The following is a 26,855-nucleotide window of genomic DNA, read 5'->3' on the forward strand; positions in this document are numbered from 1 at the left end:
ACAATCAATGAGAAGAAAGTTAGACCATTACAAGTACAGCGAAGAAGCCAATAATGTTATCCAGGCGGGCAAACCCCTTTATCAGGAAGTAAAAGGTAACTGGAACCGGCTGTACTTCAAAAACGAAGCGCCGGTAATTGTAGAGCTGGCTTGTGGAAAAGGTGAATATACCGTGGGACTTGGTGCGAAGTTCCCCAACCGAAACTTTATCGGTATGGACATCAAAGGTGACCGCATCGCCCGGGGGAGTAAGCTGGCTTCAGATCTGAATCTTTCGAATGTAGCTTTTTTGAGGGCGGGTATCCAGTACTCGGATGAATTTTTTAGCGATGGTGAGCTTAGCGAGATATGGCTGATTCATCCTGATCCCCAGCAGCGAGATAAAGAAGAGAAAAAAAGGCTTACAAATCCTTCATTCCTTACCAGGTACGCACAATTCCTGAAAAAAGGCGGGCTTTTTTGTTTAAAAACAGACAGCAGTTTTTTGTACGACTATACGCTGGAAACACTAGATACCTTTAAGCAGCTGCAAATTGTGGAGCATACGCCAGACTTATACGCGTCGCATCTGCTGGAAGACCACCACGGTGTGCAAACCCATTATGAGCGCATCTTCACTGCCAAAGGACATTCCATTAAGTATATTAAAGCACAGGTGATATGAAAAAAGCCGCTGCCCGTCATTGAGCAGCGGCTTTTTTCGAAGCATTTGATATTACTTGTTGATCAAACCGGCGAAATAGTACACGGTGCGAACAAGTTGTGACACATACGACATTTCGTTATCGTACCAAGCCACAGTTCTTACAATCTGTGTATCTCCAACTTTTTGAACGCGTGTTTGCGTAGCATCAAAGAGTGAGCCGTAGCTGATGCCGATGATGTCGCTGCTTACGATTTCGTCTTCGGTATATCCGTAGCTTTCATTCGAAGCCGCTTTCATAGCCGCATTGATTTCCTCCACGGAAGTTTCTTTTCCAAGAATTGCAGTAAGCTCAGTTAATGAACCGGTCAGTGTTGGTACACGTTGTGCCGATCCGTCCAGTTTACCTTTCAGGCTAGGCAATACAAGTCCGATTGCTTTTGCCGCGCCGGTGCTGTTTGGAACGATGTTCTGAGCAGCAGCTCTTGCACGTCTCAAATCGCCTTTAGGGTGCGGTGCATCCTGCGTATTCTGGTCGTTTGTATAAGCGTGGATGGTTGTCATCAGGCCGTTTACAATTCCGAATTTCTCTTCCAGTACCTGTGCCATAGGTGCAAGGCAGTTAGTAGTACATGAAGCACCGGAGATAATTGTTTCGGAACCGTCAAGCTCATTGTGGTTAACGTTGAAAACGATTGTTTTCAGGTCGCCCGTAGCTGGTGCAGAGATAACAACTTTCTTAGCCCCGGCTTTCAAGTGAGCACTGGCTGATTCCTGGCTTGTAAAAAAACCGGTACATTCGAGTACCACATCTACATCGTGCGATCCCCAGGGAATTTGAGAAGGGTCACGTTGTGCATAAATGACAATATTTTCTCCGTTTACCGAAATTGAATTCTCACCGGCTTTTACGTCTGCGTCAAATCGGCCTTGTGCCGTATCATATTTAAGAAGATGGGAAAGCACCTTAGGGTTGGTAAGATCGTTGATGGCAACGATATCGATACCTTCCATATTATAGATCTGGCGGAATACCAGGCGTCCGATTCTACCGAATCCGTTAATTGCGACTTTTACGTTAGACATATCTGTATTGATTGGTTAATTAGCGGCAATATTAATAAAAAACGCCGCTGTTTTAAAACACAAACCTAAAATATGGGAAGTGAGTTCAGTCAAATAGATTACTATCTACATTAGCAATTTCGCAGCAGGAAATGTTTGCTAAATTACTAATATAAGTAGTAGTTAGATTATTTTAGATGTATGTTAGCTGTGTCTAAGTTATTTTGTTTGTCTGTAATCTTTGCCTATGTTTGTCTCTCCATAAAATTGCAAGTAAAATTTGACAGTAGCGAGGCTACATTATTTGAAGAAGTAGGGTAGGAGATAGTTACAGAATAATACCCCTTAATAATATTCTTCAACTTTCGTTATGTTATTGTATAAGAGCGTTTTATAAGTATTTTATTAAATATATTGTTTAACATGAATTTGGATCAAACGATTGAGTCTTTTTGGAATAACCGTGAACTTCTGAAAGAACAGGACAACATCGAGTTTATCAAGAACATCATTGAAGAAGTAGATAAGGGACGGCTGCGAGTTGCCGAACCTCAGGAAGACGGAAGCTGGAAAGTCAACCAGGCGCTAAAAAAAGCAATCATCCTTTATTTCCCAATCCAGCAAATGCAAATAGCAGAAGTTGGCATTTTTCAGTACCATGATAAAATGAAACTAAAAACCGGCTACGACGAATTAGGTGTTCGGGTAGTGCCGCCTGCAGTGGCCCGGTATGGTGCATACATTTCAAGAGGAGTTGTACTGATGCCTTCGTATGTGAACATTGGTGCCTATATAGATGAAGGAACAATGGTGGACACCTGGGCAACTGTCGGCAGCTGTGCACAGATTGGAAAGAACGTACATTTGAGTGGGGGCGTTGGAGTAGGAGGGGTACTCGAACCTGTGCAGGCTTCACCTGTTATTATAGAGGACGGTGCATTCATTGGCTCACGCTGTATTGTAGTGGAAGGTGCACACATTGGCAAACGTGCTGTTCTCGGAGCTGGGGTTACCATCACAGGCAGTTCGAAGATCATTGATGTTACAGGAAGCGAACCAATTGAATATAAAGGCTTTGTGCCTGCGGATTCCGTAGTGATCCCCGGATCTTTGCCCAAAGAATTTGCGGCGGGTACTTATCACGTTCCATGCGCACTGATCATTGGAAAGCGTAAAGCAAGTACCGATCTGAAAACATCATTGAATGATGCATTAAGAGAAAACCAGGTCGCAGTTTAACATTACCGATTCCATAATCCTATGCACAGTCTTTATGGCTGTGCTTTTTTGTGCTCTTTCGTTAGGTTTATATTTGTAAACATTAAATTGATTTATGTAAAGTAGCGGGTGTTTACAGATTTAAATTACAACTCTAAATTTCTAATAGTTTGTTAAACTTCGCCAATGTTTATTAAGTTTACATTGTAAATGTGCCTGAACATGGAGCTAAGTGATAAGATTAAACTCATTCTTTCTTACAAGGAAATTTCACCTTCTCTCTTCGCAGATGAAGTAGGTATACAGCGATCAAGCATGTCGCATATTCTATCGGGCCGCAATAAGCCCAGCCTGGAAATTGTGCAGAAGATCATCAAGCGATATCCCGACCTTGGAGTAAGCTGGATCCTTGACGGAGAAGAACTTTCTTTTACAGCGCCCGGCACTGGTGAAAACGTCAGCAAACAAGAATCCCGGGAAGCTGCAAAAGTTCAAACCGTTTCGCCAGCGCAACCTGCCGTTTCCAGGGCCAGCGAGCTGCAAAAACAACCTGAGAATGAAGTTGCAGATGTAAAGCCAAAGATGGTCGATAAAATTATCGTGTTTTATTCGGACGGTACTTTCCAGGAGCTTAGGTCCTGATCAGGAGATTGCATAAGAATTGGGTGAAGAACTCACCATGTATCTCACATTACGAATCCTTCATCAGCGGATGATCGTAATTGTACCATTGACATTGCCGCTCGGCGTTTTAATAATGTACGGATAAGCGCCCGAGGCAACCAGTTTACTTTTATATGTCCCATCCCAGGGTGTGCTGTACCCGGGCGATTGGTACACCAGCTCTCCCCAGCGATTGTAGATCCGCACATCCAGGATCTGACCATCTCCATTAAAGATCTCAAACTTATCGTTCACCCCATCCCCATCCGGTGTGAATGCAGTCGGTATATGCATTTTGTCAATAACCTTTACGATGGTCGACGTGTCTGCAATGCAACCCGCCGGAGAAGCAACTTGCACCGTATAAACAGTCTCCTGATCCGGCGCGACCGTCACTACTTTCCCGTCCTGCCCTGTCACCACACCCGCAGGAGGCGTCCAATGATAAACGTAGGCATTACCTGCCGGTACAACTCTGGCCTCGATGTCAATCTGCGAGCCCCGGATCACTGTTTGCGAAAGAGGAAGATTTACCTGTAATTTTTCCTGCACAATCCTGGCCGTGTCGCTGCCGGTGCAGCCTGTATCATTATCTTTCAGGTTCAGGATAAAAGTACCGGACGAGCTTACATCCAGGCCAGCAGACTTCTCCGAAAGCGATTTACCGTCAGCAATCCAGCTGAGCGCCAGCTTTCCTACATTGCCTCCGTTTGCAAGGAGCGTTACGGTTTCTCCCTCGCAGATCGTATCACGGTTCATGGTAATTTCCGCCGGGACCGATGCATAGCTTACATGAACATTCTCAGAGGATGTATCCCGCGAACATTTTTCCGTATAACTTTTTACAACTGAATACAACCCGGTGTCCTGAACAGCAATCGTAGCGGTGGTGGCTCCCGGGATATTCTGCCCATTGAGCTGCCACTGGTACGACCATTTATCAGACGCGGCAGTTTCCAGTTCAATCGTTTTTTCCGGGCAAAATGCCACATTCCGCACAGGCTGAGATCCCATCATAATCACCGGCGGCTCCGGCTGATCATCATTGCAGTCAATCACCAGCAGCTGGAAATCCCGCCGTACCTGCCCGATCTTTTTGCCGGCGCGGTACTCGTCACATTGTATGGCAAAAACATAAAGTCCTACGTGGCTTGCATTGACGGAAAGAATACCTGAATTGCTGATTGCCAGCGGACTCGATCCGGGAATCATATTGGCATCGGAAATGCCGGCCGACCAGCTTACCAGCGGAAAGCTGCTTTTGGGAGTGTCGTCGCCATAAATGTTGATCTGATCCGTATGACCGCGCATCGGCGTAACCAGTGAGTATCTGAGTTCATCGCCGTCCGCGTCGGTGGCCGACATGTTCATGGAAAAAGGACGGTTATTGCATATGTACTGACCATTCGGAGAAAGAAACCGGGGAGATGCGTTCCGGGTAGTGAGCGGCGGAAATTCGAGGTAAAAGACCATCCCATTTTCTCCCGGTGCAACAATATTATTGATGTCATCATTGCGGCAGCATCTTTCCCAGACAATGTAGTAGCCCGCCGGATCATTATACTTTCCCGCATTCAATGCAAAATTTCCCCGGTACGTACCAATGGAGGTTTCAAGAGACCGGTAAGTAGCACAGGCTTTGTTCTGATACTGCATGTCGGTCGTGGAAACATACTCGACCGTCAGGCGATCCATCAGTACATTGTCTTTTTTACGAAAAATAAAAAGCTCTGCATTGACGTCGCGGTTGCCCGACACGTTGGGACCGGGAATGATCAGGTTATTACTATCCCAGAATTGCACCAGCGTGATTTCGTACAGGTTGGATGCATTCAGCGGGCGCATTTTAAGCTCGCCGCCTACAATATGATTTGCCGACACAGGTATCCGGAGGCCAGCGGCAAAAAGAAGTATGAATAGCGGGAAAAGTAGAGTTTTGACCATCAGCGGACTGCATCTTGGTTTTACATTAAATCAACTTACGGGCAAACAAGGGAATTTGTGGCAATTAACCATTTACCCGGGCAAAGGTCATACTTAAATTAAAATAAATATAGCTTTTACACATTCTTGCCCAATTACCGGACAGCACAGGATAGTCACGCCTGCCAAAGCCCATACTATTGTAAATGTTGCAATTCAAATCATTTATTGGATTATAATTGCAATACAACAATACCCCACGACTTTCCTTTACCGGTACCTTCCACGGAACCAACCTTTACCTTTCTCATTCTTAACGCTTTTTACCACCTAAAAAGACGCTATGGCTACAAACAGACGCTAAACACCAAAGTCCCGGATCCCTGCACAGGTTACGGCTGCCCGTACAGGCTGGTATGCAGCCGGTATTGCAAAAAGCCTCAACTATTCTACCCCTTACTTATGAAAAAACTTCGACTTCCCGGCCCGCCTTTCACAGGCTGGCTAGCTGCCGGTTTGATACTGGCCCAACTCGTGCCCGGCCCGGTACTTGCCAGGACTGAATTTCCTCCTTACTTGACAGAACCCTTTCAAAATCCGGCTGACCGGATCGTGAAAGGAAAAGTGACAGACGAAAAAGGCGCCGCCCTGCCGGGCGTGAGCGTCATCCTCAAAGGTTCGAGTACCGGAACTGTCACCGATCCGGAGGGTAGCTACTCCCTCAACCTGCCCGATAATGCGACCAACATCCTGGTATTTTCATTTGTCGGGTACCTTACACAGGAAGTTACCGCCGCCGCAAATCAAACCACCGCTGATGTTCAGCTGGCTGTGGACAACAAAGCGCTTGAAGAAGTGGTAGTTGTAGGTTACGGTACCCAGCGCAAGCGGGACATTACGTCGGCAGTGTCGGTGATCAACATGGACGACATTGGCGAAATGCCGAAGTCCAACGTGACCCGCATGATCCAGGGCCAGGCGCCGGGCGTGATCATTAAACAAAAAAGCGGTACACCGGGCCAGCAGTTTGACGTCAAGGTACGCGGCATCAGTTCGCTTGGTGCGGGAAGTGATCCATTGTATGTGATCGACGGATTTCCGGTCGGTATTTCGGTAGGTCAGAATTTAAACCCCAATGACATCGAAACCATTTCGGTGCTCAAAGACGCAGCTGCGACGGCCATTTACGGGGCACGGGGAAGTAACGGCGTAGTGCTGATTACCACCAAGAGTGCGAAAGAAGGCAAAACAAGTCTCAATGTATCCATCGATTACGGCGTACAGAACGTTCCGGATTCCCGCAAAACCCATGTGCTGAATGGTCCTGACTTTGCACAATTCAAAAAAGAGGTGTTTATAGGCCGGTTCCAGTTGTCGAACCTGCGTCCGCCCAATCCTGACGAAATTCCCGCGGACTTCCGCGACCCGGCTGCTACCAAATACAGCACCAACTGGTTTGACCTGATCCTGAACAACAATGCACCGTACAAAGATGTGAACGTCACACTGATGTCGGGCAAAGGTCCGATTAAGTCTGTAGTCTCTGCCGGCTACTATAAGGAGGATGGTTCCCTTCAGTATACCGGCTATGAGCGGTCGTCGGTGCGCACCAACCTCAATGGTGACGTAAACAAGTACATCAATGTAGGCCTGAACCTGGCTGGCAGCTACTCCAAAAGCCGCGTTGCCAATACTGACGGCCGCAGCCAGGTTGTAGGACTTGCACTCATCAGCGACCCGCGCTATTCTCCCTACGATGAAAAGGGTGAACTCATACCTTATTATAATGGGGTCGGCGATGTCTTCGGTTTTCCAAATCCGCTTTACATGCTTAAAAACATCAACCGCACCCGCAACATCGCCGATGTGCTTGCCAGTGGTTATGTTGAAGTCAGATTGCTGGAAGGTTTGCGGTTCCGGTCGTCGCTCAATGCCAAGATCAACTACAATACCTATAAAGAATACATACCCTCTACGATCGGTCTGGCTATTGCCACGGGCAGTGCAGGAGCGCCCCCGCGCCTTGCGACAGAACGGGACGATTCGGAAGAGCTGCAAAACTATGCTGCGGACCAGCTGCTGACTTATGATCACAATTTTGGTGAAAACCATCATTTCGATGCCTTGCTGGGATACTCAGCACAGCAGGAAACAGTAAAAGGATTGTACGGATCGGCCAACACTTTTCCTGACGACCTGGCCCCATACCTGGGTAATGGTACCATTCGGTCTTCCAACAGCATGGAAAGGAAATGGACCATGATCGCCTACATTGCACGGGCCAACTATGCTTTTAAAGACAAGTACCTGGTTTCGGCTTCTATGCGCCGTGAAGGCAGCTCGCGGTTTTCGGAAGGGAACAAATTCGGCAACTTTCCGGCAGCTTCCGTGGGCTGGCGCATTTCGGAAGAACGTTTTGTGCCGAAAGCTTCCTGGCTTACCGACCTGAAACTGCGCGCCAGCTGGGGCATGACTGGTAACAACAGCTACCAGGTGTCGGCCAACAATAACTTTGGCGTAGGTCAGAATGCGGGCAGCGATGGAAATTACGCCAGTCTGGCCTTCCTCGGACTCAATAATTATGTGTTCAACAACACCGTCGTATCCGGCAAAACGGTCACCGGATTTGCGAACACGGAGCTGAGCTGGGAAAAGTCGAACCAGCTGGACATTGGTTTCGACCTCTCCACTTTCAACAACCGGCTGATTTTTACAGTTGAGTATTATAAAAAAATCACCAACGACATGCTGCTGGGCTACAACATCCCGGCTGTCTCCGGATTTACCTCTACCCTGAAAAACCTGGGTAAAGTGCAGAACAAAGGTCTTGAAATTGCGGCTACCTACCGCATTAAGGTGGGTCCGCTCAATCTGCGTACCAATGCGAATGTTACCATCAACCGTAACAAAATCCTGGCGATCCGCGGCCAGAACGATTTTCTGCTGCAGGGCAGCCAGTACGGCGGGTACAACATCCAGCAGGTAGGCCGACCTATCGGAATGATCTTCGGCTATCGCAAAATCGGTATTTTCAACACCCAGGCAGAAATCAATGCTGCACCATTGCAGGAAGGTGCCGTGCCGGGCGCCATGAAATTTGCCGATTTGCACGGGGCGGAAGATGGTGGCCCGGATGGGATTGTGTCTTATGATACCAAGGACATGACCGAGATCGGGAACCCTAATCCCAAATTTACCTGGGCATGGAATGTGGGTGGAGACTTCCGGCGGTTTGACTTCAACATTATGCTGCTCGGTGCCTATAAGTTTGATGTGTACCGCAACATTGAGGCTTCCACCATGAACATGGACGGTGTGTTCAATGTACTGGAAAAAGCCAAAGACCGCTGGCGCTCACCCCAGGATCCCGGCTCCAATCCGAACGACAAGCATTCGCAGGGTGGAACAGACTACTTCAAGTGGTCACGCGAAAGCAGCGACCGTTATGTTTACGACGGAACCCACACCTGGATCAAAAACGTGACCATCGGCTATACGCTTCCGCAGATGAAAGGCATTTTGTCGGATGCACGCGTGTTTGTAAATGCGGCTAACCTTTGGATTATCACCAAATATCCTGGTAACAATCCGGATGCAGGGGTGCGCGGCGGTACCGAGCTCAACAACGACGACGAGTCGTACCCTGTGCCCAGAACCTTCTCTGCGGGTATTAAAGTCAATTTTTAACAGGACCAACAATGAAAAAAATTACGATATCCGGGATGTTCCTGCTTAGCCTGCTGGCTACATCCTGCAATGAGAACTTTCTGAATCAAACAGATCCTACCAAGGTTGGTGTGGATGTCTTTTATAAGGATGAAGCGCAGGTAAACCAGGCATTAAACGGTGTTTACGGCACATTGCAGACTATCACCAACACTGCTTACCTGTTCGGCGAGTTTCAGACCGATAATACAACTGTAGACCTGAACCCGTCGGACCGGGGTGGTGCGGGAGGTTGGGAAGCATTCGAATTTTCAACGGTCAATGCAGGGAATGGGGAGATTGCGACAGTTTGGAATAACTACTATGCTGCGCTCTACAATCTCAACCTGACCCTCGAAAAAATGGAAGGCGCAACCCTGTCTGATGATGCACGCGGCAAGATCAAAGGCCAGCTGAAATTCATCCGTGCGTATCTGTATTTCAATCTCGTTCAATATTTCGGTGACGTGGTGATCGTAACCAATACGCTTGCAACTCCTGATCCGGCATTTGACCTCATTCGCTCCCCGCAGGCGGAAGTATGGGCGCTGGTAGAAAGTGACCTCAAAGAGGCTGTCACGTTGCTGCCGGCCGTATACCCCAGTGCTGCTGATAAAGGAAGGGTAACTAAGGGAGCTGCATTGGGCCTGCTGGGCAAAACCTATCTGACCAACAAGAAGTATGAAGACGCGATTACGACGCTGAAAGAGGTAACCAAGCTCGGGTATTCACTGAATGCGAATTACGCGGATAATTTTGATCCTTCGCCCGCCAAAAAGAATGGTCCCGAATCCTTGTTTGAGATCCAGTACCAGGGCGACAATGACCTGGGAGAATGGAGCAGTTTTGAATATGTATTCGCACCAAGGGTTTCCAAAGGTGCTGTGACCGGATATGCAAGCGGGTCAAACGGCGGACGCAATGCACCCACCAATGATATCATAGCGGCGTACGAAAAAGGTGACCTCCGCAAGGATATTTCCCTGAAAACCGGCTTCACGCTGGAAGGTGTAAAGTACCCGGTGACCTACGTCAACAAATACAATTACCCGCATACGATCGTCAACCGTACCAACACCAACTGGCCCGTGCTCCGCTATGCGGATGTATTGCTGATGCTCGCGGAAAGTATCAATGAAGTATCCGGCCCAACCGGCGAAGCAGCAGATTATCTGAACCAGGTTCGCAAGCGTGCAGGACTGGAACCACTCGCCGGTCTCGACAAGACCGCATTCCGAACTGCCGTCCTCAAAGAGCGGCGTGTTGAACTAGCTTTTGAAAACCAGCGCTGGTTTGATCTGCGGCGTACAATGACGCCGGCGCAATGGGCTGCATTCATGAATGCGCATGGAGCCAAGGAACGCGCGAATCCAACAATCGCCCGTGGGAATGTGCCATTCAATTCAACCGATTATGTATTTACCGAAAATGAGTACTACCTGCCCATACCGGCGCCTCAGATTCTGATCAATGCGAAGCTGACACAAAATCCCGGCTACTAGTATTTGCCCATTGCAGCTTTCCCGGAAGCACAGGGCTGCCCGGGAAAGCTGCAATTTGAAAGTTAGCAAGTAAATAATGGACAAAAACGTTATTACAACAATGATTTTCCTTAACTTACAGCTTGTTAGCATTTTTCCATTCTGCAAACGTCAAAAATCAGCATCTGCACCCATGACGGAACATCTACCGGTAATATTTAAATGCACTCCTGGCACATTGAGCTTGTAATAACAAGACACAGCAGGACAGTGCCCTCCGGTATTCGCGATTTTTTTGCAGCATCCGCATCATCTTTTTTCAGCATTTCCTACCCTTAATCATTTCATATCGTGCTACTTCAGGCTGGCGAAACTTTTTGGCTTTGGCAATTCCTGGGACGCTTACACCCATTGATGGTCCACTTCCCGGTTGGACTGCTTTGCGTTGCCCTTTTACTTGAAATCCTCGATTGGCGTAAAAAATCCGGTACCCTGCGGGAAGCAATCAATATCCTGACGGTAGTAGGTGCTCTCAGCGCCGTAGTGGCAGTAGTATTTGGCTTGTTGCTGGCCAATTCGGAAGAGTCGGCCGGAGATACATTTGCAATCCATAAATGGGCAGGCATTGCTACCATGTCACTGTCCGTAATTGCCTGTCTGGCGATCCGCTTAAAACAGCGTATCATGTACCGGTCGGTTTTGCTACTGACCGTACTGGGGGTATCCTTTGCGGGACATTACGGCGCGCTGCTCACGCACGGTGAAAACTACATTTCCGAAGTCCTTCCCTCATCCTCATCCGACGAGCATATGGTAGAACCGGAAGGAACGGACGAGCCGGATTTCGTCATGACTAACAACGGAGCCCTCTCGCCCGATCAGGTGCAGCAGCTCAATGTGGAAGTAAGGACCATCCTTGCACATAACTGTTACAGCTGCCATAGCGAAACCAAAATCAAAGGCGATCTCCGCCTCGACAGCAAGGAAGCTGTGATGCAGGGCGGTGAGCATGGCGCCGTAGTCGTACCCGAACATCCCGACAAAAGTGAGATGATCCGCCGCATCACATTGCCACGGAATGACAAGGAGGCCATGCCAACCAAGGGAAAACGGCTGACCGAGCGGGAAGTGAAGGTGCTTAAATTCTGGATCGAGAAGGGGGCTCCCTGGCCAGACGGCAAGCTGAAAAGCATTTACCGCGTAGCATCCCTTGAACCGAGAACCCCCGAGATCCCGGCTGCTTCGGGCGGCATTGACAAACCCATCGACCGGTTTGTTAATGCGTATTTTGTAAAAAACAAGATCAGCTGGAAGCCGGTCGTTGACGATCGTACGTACATCCGGCGCGTATACCTCGACATTGTGGGATTGCTGCCATCGCCCGAACAGGTTGACACCTTCCTCGCAGACAGTCGGCCCGACAAACGTGAGCTACTGGCCAAAGAGCTCCTTAACCGGAACAGCGACTATGCCCAGCACTGGCTTTCTTTCTGGAATGATGCGCTTCGCAATGATTATACCGGCACAGGCTACATTACGGGCGGCAGGTTCGACATTACCAAATGGCTGTACACTTCCCTGGAAGTGAATAAGCCCTACAACTTCTTCGTGCGCGAGCTGATCAGTCCAACCAAGGATTCCGAAGGTTTTATAAAAGGTATCAAATGGCGCGGTACTATTAACTCAAGTCAGCGCACCGAGATGCAGGCGGCACAAAATGTATCACAGGTACTGCTCGGCCTTAATCTCAAATGTGCATCCTGCCACGACAGCTTTGTCAGCGACTGGAAACTGGCCGATGCCTATGCATTTGCCAACATCTTTGCAGACACCTTACTGGAAATTAACCATTGTGATAAACCGACAGGAAAAATCGCCGGTACCCGCATGCTCTTTCCCGAGCTGGGCGAAATCAGTGTAAATGCAAGTACCGAAAAACGCTTGCGCCAGCTGGCAGACCTGCTGGTACAGCCCAAAGATGGCAGGCTCTACCGCACTGCCGCCAACCGGATCTGGGCACAGCTGATGGGCCGGGGAATTGTGGAGCCGGTTGACGTGATGGATAATGTACCCTGGAGCGAAGACCTGCTCGACTTCCTGGCCTCTGACTTTGCGGCGACAGGCTATGATATGAAAAAGCTGATCTACAACATCGTTACCTCCAAAACGTACCAGCTGCCTTCATCTTCTGTAAAAGAAGCGCAGGATATTGTAGCTCAGAATTACAGGTTTACCGGTATGGTTCGCCGCAGATTATCGGCCGAGCAGTTCTCGGATGCGATCAGTACCGCATTCACGCCCATGTATGCCGACTCGGCAGTAATGTACAAGTCCCTTCCTGCGGACATCAAAACAAAGCTGCCTTTTGCGCGCGCTTCGGTGGTGAAGAACGATCCGTTTTTAACTTCACTCGGCCGGCCCAATCGCGAAACGGTAAGTACCAGTCGTACTTCGCAGGCCAATCTGCTGCAGGCGCTTGAACTTACGAACGGGGACAAATTTACGGAGACCTTGAAGGCAGGGTCCAAAGTATGGAAAGTGAAGTACCCGACGACAGACCTGCTGGTAACCGAGCTCTACCGGAAAGCACTCAGCCGAAAACCGGTACCCAATGAGATTGCCGCAGCTAAACGAATTCTGGGTCCAAAGCCAAGTGAAGAAAGCATCCAAGACCTGGTTTGGGCCATTGCGCTGGTGCCGGAGTTTCAGTTGATCTACTAGGTATTTCAGTATATGTTGAATATAGAAGATATTTATCACCCATAATGTATGCTATGTATGTTCAATAATACGAAAAGTATATTATGTAGAATATGTGTTAAGAGCTATCATTCTGATCAATAAACAGATAATCTTTTTTGAAATGAATACGAAATGGAACAGAAGGGAATTCCTGCAACGTAGCACCGCTGCAACACTGGCGGCACTTGCAGCGGGAGCTCCCATGTCGGGACTGCTTTCGTCATGCAAGGGAAAGCCCGGCAGCAATGGTTCGGCTGATACCGTCATCCTGCTCTGGATGGCCGGCGGCATGGCTCATACCGAAACTTTCGACCCGAAAAAATACACGCCTTTCGAAAGGGACATGGAGGGAAACCGGGTACTCAGTACCTTCAAATCCATGCCGACCGTGCTGGACGGCATCCACTTTTCAGAGGGTTTGCAGGGCATCGGATCGGTTATGGACAAAGGCACACTGATACGATCATACGTGGCTGCTGACATGGGCCACATCCTTCATTCCCGGCATCAGTACCATTGGCACACCTGCTACGAGCCGCCCCAAACCGTGGCTGCGCCCCATCTGGGTTCGTGGATTGCCAAGGAACTCGGTCCGAAAAATCCCGTGATCCCGGCTTTTGTAGACATTGGCCAGCGCTTTACCGTAGGCGAAGCCGAAGAGCTGAAAGCATTTCATACCGCGGGTTTCCTGGGCAATGAATTCGGTCCGTTCTTTATTCCTGACCCCAGCCAGGGACTCGACAGTGTCCGTCCGCCGGTAGGTATGGATGCCAAGCGGTTTGAAAGAAGGAACCAGCTTTATAATGAGCTCATCAACAACAGTCCGGTGGGCGAGTTCGGCAGCGATTACCAGCGCGAATCACTTAAAAGGTCTATGGAGCAGGCTTATGCATTACTCAATTCTCCGGAGTCAAAGGCATTTGACCTCAGCACTGAACCAAAGGAAAGCTACAACATTTACAACACCGGCCGCTTTGGACTGGGCTGTCTGCTGGCACGCAGGCTCACCGAGCAGGGTGCGCGCTTTATCAGCGTCACTACGGAGTACGAGCCATTTATGGGCTGGGATACGCATGAGAACGGACATACGCGTCTTGCAGATATGAAGAAGCAGATCGACGGACCTGTTTCCCAGCTGATCAAGGATCTTGATGAAAAAGGTTTGCTGGATCGTACGATGATCGTACTTGCCAGTGAGTTCAGCCGCGATATGATGGTGGAAGGCAGGCCCGATGCCAAGGTACTGGAGCAGGTCGCACAGCCTGATATTCTGTCGGATGCGAAGTTTTACGGCATGCACCGCCACTTTACCGACGGCTGTTCCATGCTCATGTTTGGTGGGGGCATCAAAAGAGGATTTGTGTACGGAAAGACCGCCGACGAGCGCCCGTGCAAAACCATTGAGAACCCCGTCAAGATCGATGGCATACACCAGACGATCTATCACGCGCTCGGAATTACGCCCGATACGCAGTACGAAATTGAAAAGCGTCCTTTTTACACAACCCCCGACGGAAAAGGCAAACCTGTTATGGAGCTGCTTACCTGAGCCGCCACTTTACACGAGGACTAAAACCGCCAGTACAATGCGTACGGGCGGTTTTTTTGTTGATTATATCCTATAAACTCTGAGGAATTAAATATTCCTTAAAACCAGACAGAGCAGGATAGTCTGCATAGGCAATCGTCCTACTATTGCATAAATATCATTATATCGAGTTTGTTTTAGCCTTACTTAACGAGGAATAAAACTTTTTCACAGAGTAGTATTATTCTGCCTGCCTGGACTCATGTTGATGCAAATGTCGGATAACTCATAATGGTCCGCAAAGTTGCAGGCAAATAGAATGGTACTATAAGAGTATTATTTATGATTATAAAATCCATTGAAAATACTACTGTTCCTAAACCCTGAAAATTTATTCACTAAAACCCGTTCGCATGATAGAAAGCTGACATCAGAATGCCCAAAGTCCCCAACCCTTAAAAATCATTAATTCTATGACTAAATCTCGACCATCAACTGTATGTGCCCGGAATTCCCTTATTACCCGATCAGTCGGCCTGGCACTTTTTGGAATTGCCTGCGGCTTCGGAGCACATGCCAGGGTGACCGTTCCACCGTTCTTTCCTCCCAGTAGTAAACACATAGTTCTTGACAAAACCATAAAAGGCCGCATCACTGACGAATCCGGAGAGAAAGTTCCGGGCGTAAGTGTAGTGCTCAAAGGTACATCCACAGGTACGGTTTCCGATGAAGAAGGAAGCTACACACTGCGTGTACCCGATGCGGGCGGCGTACTTATATTTTCTTCGGTAGGGTTCCTGTCGCAGGAAGTTACCATTGGTAATAACACCGACATCAATGTCAAACTAGGCACCGACTCCAAGGCACTTACCGAAGTAGTGGTTGTGGGATACGGCAGCCAGCTCAAAAAAGAAGTGACCGGCTCGGTACAATCCGTGAGTGCGGCAGAGATCAAGGACATGCCGGTTTCACAGGTGACGCAAAAACTGCAGGGCAGGCTTGCGGGCGTCCAGATCAACCAGACGACCGGTAAGCCCGGCCAGGGTATGTCGGTACGTATCCGCGGACAGGTTTCTGTTTCGGCAGGAAGCGATCCGCTTTACGTGATTGACGGTTTTCCGATCACAGGAAACATCGCGGCGATCAACCCCGACGAGATTGAAGATATCTCCATCCTGAAAGATGCTGCCTCGACCTCGCTTTATGGTTCCCGCGCAGCAAACGGCGTGGTACTCATTACGACCAAGCAGGGTAAAATCGGTGAAACAAACGTGAGCTTCAATGCATACTACGGTCTGCAGAAAGTACCTGAGCGCGGCCGCGTGAAAATGCTGAATGCGGAAGAGTTCGCGCAGTTTAAAAAGGAATATTACGAAGATCAGAGTCAGGCAGTGCCGGAAGTGTTTCAGAGGCCGTCGGATTACGCCGGCAAAAACAACGACTGGTATGGTGCCTTGCTGCATACCGCGCCGATCCAGAGCTACAACCTGACCATTACTTCCAATAAGGAAAACCTGAAAACTTCGCTCGTAGCGGGTATTTTCAACCAGGAAGGTGTTGTGCTCAACAATGATTACAAACGATACTCGCTTCGGATGAACTCCGAATATGCTATTTCCAGCAAGGTGAAGATCGGTTTTAACATTGCACCCCAGTACGTATACGACAATACGCCGAGAACGGATGGCGACCGCGGAACGGGTATCCTGTTCAATGCATTGCATACATGGCCGGTTATGCCCATCTATGATGCAAATGGAGAACTGACCAAGTACAACAACTTCCCAAGTGGTACTGGTAACATCTTCGATTATCCCAACTGGGTACGCGCGGCCAACGAGCTGACCAACGAAAATAAAACAACCAAGCTCCTCGGCAATACGTACCTCACGCTGAATCCAGTTAAAGGGCTTACGCTCAGAGCAACGATGAACATTGAATACGAAAACAACAAGTTTTTCTTCTTCAACCCATCTACGGCTACCAGCAACATCAACGTTCCTATCCCGACCACGGCGGTATCCATCCGTCAGGCACTGGAGAATGTAGGCTGGCTGAATGAGAACACGGCTGTTTACAACCGCAGCTTTGGCAACCACAACTTCGAATTGCTCGCCGGTTTTACGCAGCAGCGGTACCGTCAGGATTTCTCAAGAATCCAGGCTGATACCTACGCCGACGACCGTCTTCCGACAATCCAGGGTGCATTGAACATCAACCGGGGCGGAACAATCAGTGGTGTGAATGAGTGGGCGCTGACATCTTATCTTTCCCGTTTGTCCTACAACTACAAAGGCAAATACCTGTTTACGGCAGCAGTACGTGCGGATGGTTCATCCCGCTTTGGTTCGGCAAACCGCTGGGGTACGTTCCCGTCTGTTTCGGCTGGCTGGGTGATCTCGGATGAAACCTTCCTGCAGGACATTCCAAAGATTTCGTTTGCTAAAATCCGCGGTAGCTTTGGTGTGATCGGTAACAACAATATCGGTAACTACACACAGTACGCGCTCGTAAACAATACGGTCAATTCAGTGTTCGGTTCCAACGTTGCTACGGGAGCAGTGGTAACATCCCTGGCAAACAATAACCTCGGCTGGGAAACAACCAAGCAGTTCGACCTTGGTCTGGATCTGGGATTGTTCAATGACAGAATCCAGTTCATTTATGACTACTACACCAAGCGTACCACCAACTTGTTGTATGCCGTGCAGGTTCCTCAGGAATCCGGGTTCCCGTTTTTCAACGATAACATTGGTGAGATCAAGTTCTGGGGACATGAGTTCTCACTCACTACCCGCAACCTGGATGGTAAGCTGAAATGGACGACCAACGCCAACATTTCTTTCAACAGAAACAAGGTAATGGAACTGGCACCCGGCATTGACCGCGTATATGGTTCATTCCACATTACCCAGGTTGGACAACCTTTCGGACAGTTTTACGGTCTGGTGAAGCAAGGATTTTACATGAATGCGGAAGACCTTGCTAACTCACCGATTGCTCCGGGCCAGTCTGCCATCGGTACGATCAAGTACAAGGATGTGAACGGCGACGGCAAGATTACTTACGGTGGCGACCAGGATGACAGGGCTATCATCGGCAGTCCTTTCCCGAAATTCACCTATGGCATCACCAACAACCTGAGCTACGGCGGATGGGATCTGTCGATCACCGGTTCCGGATCACAGGGTAACCAGCTTTGGGTACGTCATTTGTACAGTACTGCCAACCTCGACGGTGTGTTTAACATGGTGGCCGGCGTTAAGGACCGTTTCCGCGTGAAAAGTGATGCCAAAGGAAATGTTACGGAGGTGATCACACCGGGCAAAGGCATGTACGGCGCAACCAATGGCGGCGGTACCTTCACAGGTATTGAGCGCGACTGGAACAGCTCGCACTTCCTGGCCAATGCATCGTTCTTCACCATCAAGAACATCACGCTTGGCTACAACATCGGTAAGGTGAACAAGGTCTTCAAATCGGCGCGGGTGTATGCTTCCGCTCAGCAGGTGTATGTATTTACGAAATACTGGGGCGGACCCAATCCTGAAACCAGCGCACAAGGCGACGGAGGCGGAGATGGTGGTAACCTGAGCCAGGGAGTAGACTTCTCCAACTATCCGGTTCCACGTACCTGGACATTGGGTGTGAACCTGAATTTCTAAGCTGCTGTATTTGAAAATCTATTAACTGATTTGAAATGAAAAGAACAAAATATATAGCAACAACCTGCCTGCTGGCACTTTCCATGACTGCCTGCCGGGAGAGCTTCCTGACAGTGGTGCCGGAAACTGCGCTGAGCTCGGCGACTTTTTTCACCAAGGAGGCTGACTTCCAGCAAGCTGTAAACGGAACCTACGTTCCGCTGCGGACCATCTTTAACAACCATGCATGGGTATTGGAGGAAATGCATTCCGACAACTCGTATTATGCCCGGAACGTACTGTACGGTGCAGTAGATGCGACGGAAAACGTGGCGAACTTCGCGGTACCGACGGCCAATGGTGTTACGGCAAACAACAACGTGCTGCAGCAGTACCGGCTCAACTACCAGATCATAGCCCGTGCCAACCAGATCCTTACTTCCATAGATGCGGTTGAGTTTGCGGAAGCATCCAAAAATAACCTGAAAGGTCAGGCGCTGTTCCTGCGTGCATTTGCATACTTCGACCTGATCCGGCTTTTCGGGAAGGTACCTCTGCACCTTACTCCGGTGACTACCCGGGAGGATGCTGCATTGCCGCTTTCGACTACGGAAGAAGTATATGCGCAGATCGAAAAAGATGCGAGCGCAGCCAGTACGTTGCTCCCCAACAAGGCAACCCAGGAAGCTGGTCGTGCTACATCCGGAGCAGCAAAAACTTTGCTTGCCAACCTGTACCTGACACAGAAAAAATGGGATCAGGTAGTTACGCTGACCAAAGATGTAGTCGGCAAGGATGGTTACGCGCTCATGCCGGACTATAACAATGCATTCTCATTTACTGGTACCAACAAAAACAACCAGGAGTCAGTATTTGAGGTACAGTACATGGAAGGATCCGCAGGATACAATGGAGGGTTTATCTATTCATTCATTCCGTCGCCGATTACAGCCGCTGAATTGCAGCCACTTACCGGTACCAGCAATACGCAGCCTACTTCGCAGGAAAGTAATAACATTCCTACTCCGGACCTCATTGCTGCCTACGAGGCAGGTGACAAGCGCAAGGATGTGAATATCGGATATGTGACACTGAGCGGTGCTGCGCAGGCAAACAAGACGATACCGTACATTAAGAAATACGCTCGTCCGCATTCACTGCATGGCAATACCGGTCAAAACTGGCCTGTGTACCGCTACGCGGAAGTATTGCTCTTTCTGGCAGAAGGCCTCAACGAGCAGGGAAAACCCTCGGAAGCTGCTACTTACCTCAACCAGGTACGTGCCCGTGCAGGACTTGCTGCTACCAAGGCAGCATCCCAGGCCGACATGCGGGAGGCCATCTTCAAAGAGAGAAGGGTTGAACTTGCATTCGAAAACAAGCGCTGGTTTGACCTGACCCGTACCGGTCGCGTGAAAGAGATTATCGAACCTTATGGAGCCAGGATCAAGGCCAACCCGGCTGCGTACTACTTCCCGCAAGGCGCAATACCACCGGCAAATGCATTTACGAACCTTGACCAGTACTATGGCTTGCCAGCTGATGAGTCGGCATTGACGCCTAATTTCTAGTAGTTATTCAGGAAGAGAGGGGAGTGTGGCAGGATCCTGCTGCACTCCTTTTTTTTAATTACAAAAACAAAAATACCCGTGTGCTATGCCGACAGAACAGGATGGCAGCCTCACGTAATCCTTATATCATTGTCATACTACCGGAATATTCGAAGTTTTAGTTTGTTTTATTCAAGACAAAAATTTAAGTTATAATGGTCTGATCTACACTGCCGAAACCTTACTAATCCGGAGACAATCAGCAAGCTACCTTTTCTTAATAGTATTACTTAAACACTGAACTGTAAGATGTACACAAAAAATCGATGGTCAAAACTTCCGATGACGCTCGCAGTATTACTGGCTGTGGGCGTGTTTTGCGGAGTGATGCTAAGCAACCGGACAGCCAGTCACCGTCCGCCTGGCTCCAAGGTCGACAAACTCAAACTGCCGGAGGGATTCAAGGCAGAACATTTATATAGTCCGTCAGAAGAACAAAACGGATCGTGGGTTTCAATGACATTCGACGATAAAGGCCGGATGATCACTTCCGACCAGTATGGCGGGTTGTTCAGGCTGGTACTCCCGCCGATCGGCTCTACGGAAAAGCCAAAGGTGGAGACCCTGAAAGTAGAAGGCGATACCGCCAAGGTGGCAATGGGCTATGCGCACGGCTTGCTATATGCATTCAACAGTTTGTATGTTATGATCAACAACCGCGAAAATCCGCGTTTCCCGAAAGGAAGCGGTTTGTACCGGTTGCAGGACACAGACAATAATGACCAGTACGACAAAATCACGTTGCTGAAAGCATTGAAAGGAGAAGGTGAGCACGGTCCGCACAGCATTGTATTGTCACCCGACAAAAAATCCCTTTTTGTGGTAGCCGGTAACTTTACGGACGTGCCGAAAATGGACACATACCTGCTGCCAACCAATTGGAAAAACGATAACCTGTTTCCATTCATCAAAGATCCGCGTGGCCACGCCACCGACCGGCATGCACCTGGCGGCTGGATTGCCCGTACCGATTCGGAAGGCAAATCATGGGAGCTTTTCAGTGCCGGATATCGTAACTCGTATGATATCGCATTCAATGAAGCGGGTGACCTTTTTATTTACGACTCTGACATGGAGTGGGATTTTGGTACTCCGTGGTACCGGCCCACACGCGTTTGCCATGCGATCAGCGGCGGCGACTATGGCTGGCGTACCGGGTCGGCCAATACTTCTCCTGCTTTCGCCGACTTCCTGTCACCCATCATGAATATCGGGCAGGGTTCGCCTACTAACCTGATTTACCTGAAAGACGCGCGCTTCCCGGCCAAATACAAGAATACGCTGCTCGCATTTGACTGGAGTTTTGGTATCGTTCATGGTTTGCACCTGAAACCAAGCGGATCTACCTACACGGCTGATCATGAAGAATTCCTCTCTGGCGCACCACTTCCATTAACAGACGGAGCGATCGGACCGGACGGTGCATTGTATTTCCTGACCGGCGGACGCCGCCTCGAATCAGACCTGTACCGGGTTTATTATGGTGACTACCAAAACATCCCTGCGGGATCCAATGTTGCCAATGCGGCCGTTACACCGGAGCACAAGCAACGTACCGAGATTGAGCAATACCATGTTAAGAAAGATCCGAAAGCAATTGACCTTGCCTGGCCTTTGCTGAAAAGTCCGGATCGGTTCCTGCGTTTTGCCGCACGGACAGCAATTGAACACCAGCCCGTAGCACAATGGGAAAGTAAAGTATATGCTGAAAAAGACCCGCAAACACTGATTTATGCGGCCATCGCATTGGGTCGTCAGGGGGACTCAACCAAGGTAGGTGGTCCATTGCTGAAAGCTTTGAGCAAGATTGATTATGCCAAACTGGATGACCTGCAAAAACAGGCACTGCTCCGCGCTATGGAGGTGATCATTTACCGCACCGGAGAGCCGGACGCAGCCACCAAGCAGGCGGTTGTCAGTTACCTCAATCCCCGGTATCCTTCATCCAATGCATTGCAAAACCGTTTTCTTTCTAAAATCCTTATTACGCTTGAAGCACCCGGCGCTGTTCAAAAAACACTTGGACTGATTGAGAAGAATGAAGTTTTTGATGACAAGGATAATGCAATGGCGACAGCGTCGGCCGATCTGATCCTGCGTAACCCGCAGTATGGCCTTGATCTGGCAGGACTTCTTGAAAAACTGCCGCCCGCTCAGCAAACATTTTACGCAATCATGCTGAGCAGCGCCAAGACTGGCTGGACGCCTGAGTTGCGCGAGAAATACTTCGCCTGGTTCAAAAATGCATTTGGCTACCAAGGTGGACGGAGCTACATCGGCTTTATCGACAAGGCCCGCCAGCTTGCATTGAAGAATGTACCGAAGGACAAATTTGCTTATTACAACAAACTTTCCGGCGCTGAGCTGCTCACAGGCACTGGTAATGATCTTGCAAGACTTTACACGCCGAAAGGCCCCGGCCGCGGATGGAAAGTGGACGAAGCAGTCGCTTTGGTGCAGGACAGCCTGGCCAACCGTGACTTTGAAAAAGGTAAAATGATTTTCTCAGCCGTACTCTGCAGCCGTTGCCATGCGATCCAGGGTGAAGGTGCCGACGTGGGTCCCGAACTTACACAGCTCGGAACACGCTTCTCCGTGCATGATATGCTGGAATCGATCATCATTCCTGATAAAACGATCTCTGATCAGTACGCATCGATCGCTTACACCCTGAAAGACGGGCAGTCGGTGGTAGGCCGTCAGATCAACGAGGATGCCAATTTTTACTACATCGCGCAGAATCCATTTGATTCAAAAACAGTTCGCAAGCTGAGCAAAAAAGAAGTAGCATCATCTAAGATCTCGACGGTTTCCGTAATGCTTCCGGGTTTGATCAACGGACTTAATCCGGACGAACTCCGGGATCTGGTAGCTTACCTGATGTCGGGCGGTAATAAAAACAACCCGATCTACACCGAATCAAGAACTCAGAAAGGCGGTAAATAATAGAGTAGATTATTTAAGAACAAGCTTATGGAAGTGGTGCTGCAACTCGCAGCATCACTTTTTTTTTACAAAACCAATGAAAACCCTGCTTCACCTCGGTACCGCAATCCTGATCGTTGTTGTGACAATGTGGTCAACATTCGGGAAGACCCTGCCAGCACATCCGCCCAAACCTTTTAAGGTACTGATTATTGACGGTCAGACTAACCACCGCAACATGAAGGAGGGCACTGCCATGATGAAGGGCTACCTGGAAGAGACCGGATTGTTCACCGTAGATGTAGTGACTTCGCCAAAAAAGGGTACCGATCTTTCCACGTTTAGACCTGATTTCCAAGGCTTTGACGTTATTCTTTCCAACTATAATGGCGACGAATGGTCGCCGGAAGTGAAGGATGCATTTGAACGTTTTGTGCAAAATGGGGGAGGTCTGGTGGTGGTTCACTCCGCAGACAATGCATTCCCAAAATGGGAAGCTTACAATAAGATGATCGGCATTGGCGGATGGGAGGGCCGGGACGAAAAGAGCGGTCCGTGGCTTTACTACGACGAATCAAAACAAGCCGTAGTGAAAGATTCAAGTGCGGGCATAGGAGGCAGTCACGGCAATCAGCATGAATTCATAGTCAAAACAAGAGAAGCCGGGCATCCGATCATGAAGGACTTGCCGGCCGAGTGGCTTCACCAGAAAGACGAACTGTACGACCGCCTGCGCGGACCTGCGGATAACATTACGGTACTTGCTACGGCATACAGTGCCAAAGAACAGAATGGATCCGGCCGGAACGAGCCTGTGCTGATGGTACTCCAGTATGGAAAAGGAAGGATTTTTCATACAACACTCGGCCATGAAACATACTCGCAAAAATGTGTAGGTTTCATCACCACGCTTCAGCGGGGTACAGAGTGGGCTGCGACCGGAAAGGTCACGCAGAAAATTCCCGCAAGTTTTCCTACTGCCACGCAGGGGATCTCACGTTAAAATAGTTAGTATAAAGAAGATACAAATCATCCAAGTATGTCAAGCAGACGTTCAGCATTAAAAAACATTGCGGCAGGAGGAGCCGGGATCCTTTCACTATCCGATGCATTTGCAGCCAGCGACAAGGCGCTGGGTCCTGCACTCAAAGGCAAGATCAACCATTCGGTATGTAAGTGGTGCTACGGAAATATCCCATTGGAGACGTTTGCCCAGGAATGCAAAAAAATAGGTATCAAGTCGGTTGAGCTGCTTGGCCCCGAAGACTGGCCGACTCTGAAAAAGTATGGTCTGCATTGTGCCTTGCCAAATGGTGCAGGTATGGGAATCGAAAAAGGTTTCAACGACCCGGCTAACCACGATGCGCTGGTAAAAAGCTATGAAGAGCTTTTTCCAAAATTACAGGCTGCGGGTTACACGACGGTGATCTGCTTTTCAGGAAATCGCCGCGGCATGTCGGATGTAGACGGGATGCGCAATGCGGCCGTCGGTCTGAGACGGTTAATGCCGGCAGCTGAAAAATACAATGTGACTATGATCATGGAGCTGCTCAACAGCAAAGTGAATCACAGGGATTACATGTGCGATCACACATCCTGGGGTGCCGGACTTTGTGAGATGGTCGGCTCTGAAAAGTTTAAGCTGCTGTACGACATTTACCACATGCAGATTATGGAAGGTGACGTGATTGCCAACATTCGTCAGTACCACAAGTACATTGCGCATTATCATACAGGTGGCGTTCCCGGACGCAACGAAATTGACCAGGAACAGGAACTGAATTACCCTGCAATCATGAAAGCGATCCTGGATACGGGCTATACTGGCTACGTAGCGCAGGAATTTATCCCAAAACGCGAGCCGCTGGCGTCTTTAAAGCAATGCGTTGAAATTTGCGACATTGCCTGACAATGTCCAATTATCCCTGATTGGGCTCTGCATTACAGTCAGTTATCTTCAAATGCCTGCTGCTACAACCTCCTGAGGTTTGTACAGCGGGCATTTGCTGTAATACGGGCCGTCTATATGAAATTGTCATTACTGTATAAGCCCAATAATCTCCTCCTATGTTTGTTGTATAATTTATATTATGTTAAATAGAGTTTCAGGCAAAAAGAAGAGCGGTAGTTAATACCGCTCTTCTTTTTATAAATGTATGAATGAGCTTTGGATTACTCTTCAACACATGCAACCTGTTTTGCAGTGAATTGCTCCAGTACGCTGTTCACAGTTGCCAGGTTTTCTTTTGCCTCAGCTTCGTCTTTTGCCTGTACGGCTTTTTCGAAGTAAGGTTTTGCTTTCTTGAATTTACCACATACACGACCTTCAACTTCTTTACCACGTTGCTGGTACTCGGTCATGTTCATGTTATCAACTTCGCTTTTCAGCTGAACAGCCTCATTGAAATAGAAAACACCAAGGTTGTAGAGTGCATCGTAGTTAGCGCCGTCTACTTCCAATACTTTCTTGTAGTTGGTCACAGCCTTTTCGCTTGCATCTTTCTGTTTCGCTTTCAGGTCTGCCAGTTCTTTTTCCAAACCTGCATTGTCAGTGCTTGATGCCGATGCTGCTGCTGCTTTCGCTTCACCTTCCATGGTTGCGATAGCTGCCAGCGATTCTTTCTTCTTGTTGTTTACGTCGGCCAGCTGACGTTTCAGATCGGTATTTTTAGGCGTTTTCTTGATCAACGCGGTAATGCGTTTTACTTCACCGTCGTATACTTCAATTTTGCTTTTTTCGCTTTCCAGATTTTTTGTCAGGCTGGACGCTTTACTGTTACCCTGGCCAAGTTTTCCCTGGATCTCTTTGATACGCTGATTTGCCTTAGAGCTGGTGTTATCGTAAAGGATCGCGAGGTTCACGAGGTTCTGCACATTTTTAGGATCGTTTTGTGCCAATGTGGTCAGCTCATTGATGGCCTGATCTTCCTTGCCGGATGCCAGCAGGATGTTCACCACTTCTGATTTCAAATCCTTGTTGCCCGGAGATTTTTCCAAACCTTTGTTCAGCGCCTCAATCGCCTTGTCGAAGTTATTGTCGGCACGGTACAGCTGAGCAAGTCCGTAAAATACGCTGGGATCTTTACCACCATTAGCCACATATTTTTCAAATTGTGTCTTTGCGTCTTCTTTTTTGTCAAGCTGCTGCGCGGCGATACCACCATAAAGTGATGCAGTTGTATCCTTTTTGTTGATTTCCTGGGCAGCCTGGAACATTTCGAGCGCGCCCGCCAGATTCTTCGCCTGGTACTTTTCGGCACCCTGTTTCACAAATGCATTGAATAAAACGGTACCCTCAGCACCTGTGAGCGCATTGGTCGCTTCTTTCGAAGATTTACCGGGCTCCCCTTTTTTGTTCACATCCAGCTCAACAACTTTCTTGTAAGCTTCCAAAGCTGTTTTTGCCGCGCTTGAATCTACCTCGGAACCATTGCTCGCGATGTTTTCATAAAGCTTTGCCCTCTCCATCCAGAAAGATGCTTTGGCGCTATTTTTGGGGTCTGCTACGTCTTTATCGCTTTTTTCCTTGTCCTTCCGGTATTGATCTACCATTGCCTTGTTAACAGCATCCTGGGCAAATGCACCAATGCTGAACAGGCCAAGTGCAGAAACAAAAAACAGTTTTTTCATAGATATTGACTTTGGTTATGATTGATTGTTCGTTGGGTTAATATTCGTACAGTTAGAGAATTTCACAAAAATCATGCC

At 48.8% G+C, this 26,855-nt stretch carries 15 protein-coding genes; 12 read left to right on the plus strand and 3 right to left on the minus strand.

Features of this window, described 5'->3' with window-relative positions:
- Positions 1-7 precede the first annotated feature (7 nt).
- Positions 8-664, plus strand: a complete 657-nt coding sequence (trmB, locus tag HWI92_RS05770; protein WP_204661515.1) for a tRNA (guanosine(46)-N7)-methyltransferase TrmB — start codon at positions 8-10, stop codon at positions 662-664.
- Positions 665-715: 51 nt separating this feature from the next.
- Here trmB and gap read toward each other — a convergent pair whose 3' ends face one another.
- Complete coding sequence (gene gap / locus HWI92_RS05775; protein WP_204661517.1) at positions 716-1,729, minus strand: type I glyceraldehyde-3-phosphate dehydrogenase; 1,014 nt, start codon at positions 1,727-1,729, stop codon at positions 716-718.
- Positions 1,730-2,131: 402 nt separating this feature from the next.
- On the opposite strand from gap, the gene HWI92_RS05780 reads away from it, so the two are divergent.
- Entirely contained in the window at positions 2,132-2,947 is an 816-nt protein-coding gene (locus HWI92_RS05780) for a 2,3,4,5-tetrahydropyridine-2,6-dicarboxylate N-succinyltransferase (RefSeq protein ID WP_204661519.1), read from the plus strand.
- Between the two features lie 201 nt (positions 2,948-3,148).
- Positions 3,149-3,568, plus strand: a complete 420-nt coding sequence (locus tag HWI92_RS05785; RefSeq protein WP_204661521.1) for a helix-turn-helix transcriptional regulator — start codon at positions 3,149-3,151, stop codon at positions 3,566-3,568.
- Between the two features lie 63 nt (positions 3,569-3,631).
- Here HWI92_RS05785 and HWI92_RS05790 read toward each other — a convergent pair whose 3' ends face one another.
- Positions 3,632-5,533, minus strand: a complete 1,902-nt coding sequence (locus tag HWI92_RS05790; RefSeq protein ID WP_204661523.1) for a T9SS type B sorting domain-containing protein — start codon at positions 5,531-5,533, stop codon at positions 3,632-3,634.
- Between the two features lie 441 nt (positions 5,534-5,974).
- Here HWI92_RS05790 and HWI92_RS05795 point away from each other — a divergent pair, with 441 nt between their 5' ends.
- From HWI92_RS05795 to HWI92_RS05835, 9 genes are all read left to right on the plus strand, one after another.
- Positions 5,975-9,199, plus strand: a complete 3,225-nt coding sequence (locus HWI92_RS05795; protein WP_204661525.1) for a SusC/RagA family TonB-linked outer membrane protein — start codon at positions 5,975-5,977, stop codon at positions 9,197-9,199.
- Positions 9,200-9,210: 11 nt separating this feature from the next.
- Entirely contained in the window at positions 9,211-10,719 is a 1,509-nt protein-coding gene (locus HWI92_RS05800) for a RagB/SusD family nutrient uptake outer membrane protein (RefSeq protein WP_204661527.1), read from the plus strand.
- Between the two features lie 393 nt (positions 10,720-11,112).
- Positions 11,113-13,419, plus strand: a complete 2,307-nt coding sequence (locus tag HWI92_RS05805; protein ID WP_204664302.1) for a DUF1549 domain-containing protein — start codon at positions 11,113-11,115, stop codon at positions 13,417-13,419.
- A 142-nt stretch (positions 13,420-13,561) separates the two neighbouring features.
- The gene (locus HWI92_RS05810) at positions 13,562-14,989 is read left to right on the plus strand and encodes a DUF1501 domain-containing protein (protein ID WP_204661529.1); all 1,428 of its coding nucleotides are present in this window, start codon (positions 13,562-13,564) and stop codon (positions 14,987-14,989) included.
- Between the two features lie 452 nt (positions 14,990-15,441).
- Positions 15,442-18,633 (plus strand): SusC/RagA family TonB-linked outer membrane protein, encoded by a 3,192-nt coding sequence (locus tag HWI92_RS05815; protein WP_204661531.1) that lies wholly within the window; start codon positions 15,442-15,444, stop codon positions 18,631-18,633.
- Between the two features lie 35 nt (positions 18,634-18,668).
- Positions 18,669-20,183, plus strand: coding sequence for a RagB/SusD family nutrient uptake outer membrane protein (locus tag HWI92_RS05820; protein ID WP_204661533.1), 1,515 nt, complete (start codon positions 18,669-18,671; stop codon positions 20,181-20,183).
- 288 nt (positions 20,184-20,471) lie between these two features.
- Positions 20,472-23,168, plus strand: a complete 2,697-nt coding sequence (locus HWI92_RS05825) for a c-type cytochrome (protein ID WP_204661534.1) — start codon at positions 20,472-20,474, stop codon at positions 23,166-23,168.
- 76 nt (positions 23,169-23,244) lie between these two features.
- Positions 23,245-24,150, plus strand: coding sequence for a ThuA domain-containing protein (locus tag HWI92_RS05830; protein ID WP_204661535.1), 906 nt, complete (start codon positions 23,245-23,247; stop codon positions 24,148-24,150).
- Between the two features lie 36 nt (positions 24,151-24,186).
- A complete protein-coding gene (locus HWI92_RS05835; RefSeq protein WP_204661537.1) occupies positions 24,187-25,056 on the plus strand; it encodes a hydroxypyruvate isomerase family protein in 870 nt (289 codons plus the stop codon).
- Between the two features lie 263 nt (positions 25,057-25,319).
- Here HWI92_RS05835 and HWI92_RS05840 read toward each other — a convergent pair whose 3' ends face one another.
- Positions 25,320-26,777, minus strand: coding sequence for a tetratricopeptide repeat protein (locus HWI92_RS05840; RefSeq protein ID WP_204661538.1), 1,458 nt, complete (start codon positions 26,775-26,777; stop codon positions 25,320-25,322).
- Positions 26,778-26,855: the final 78 nt, after the last annotated feature.

The organism is Dyadobacter sandarakinus, from assembly GCF_016894445.1.
GTDB classification, from domain to species: Bacteria; Bacteroidota; Bacteroidia; order Cytophagales; family Spirosomataceae; genus Dyadobacter; species Dyadobacter sandarakinus.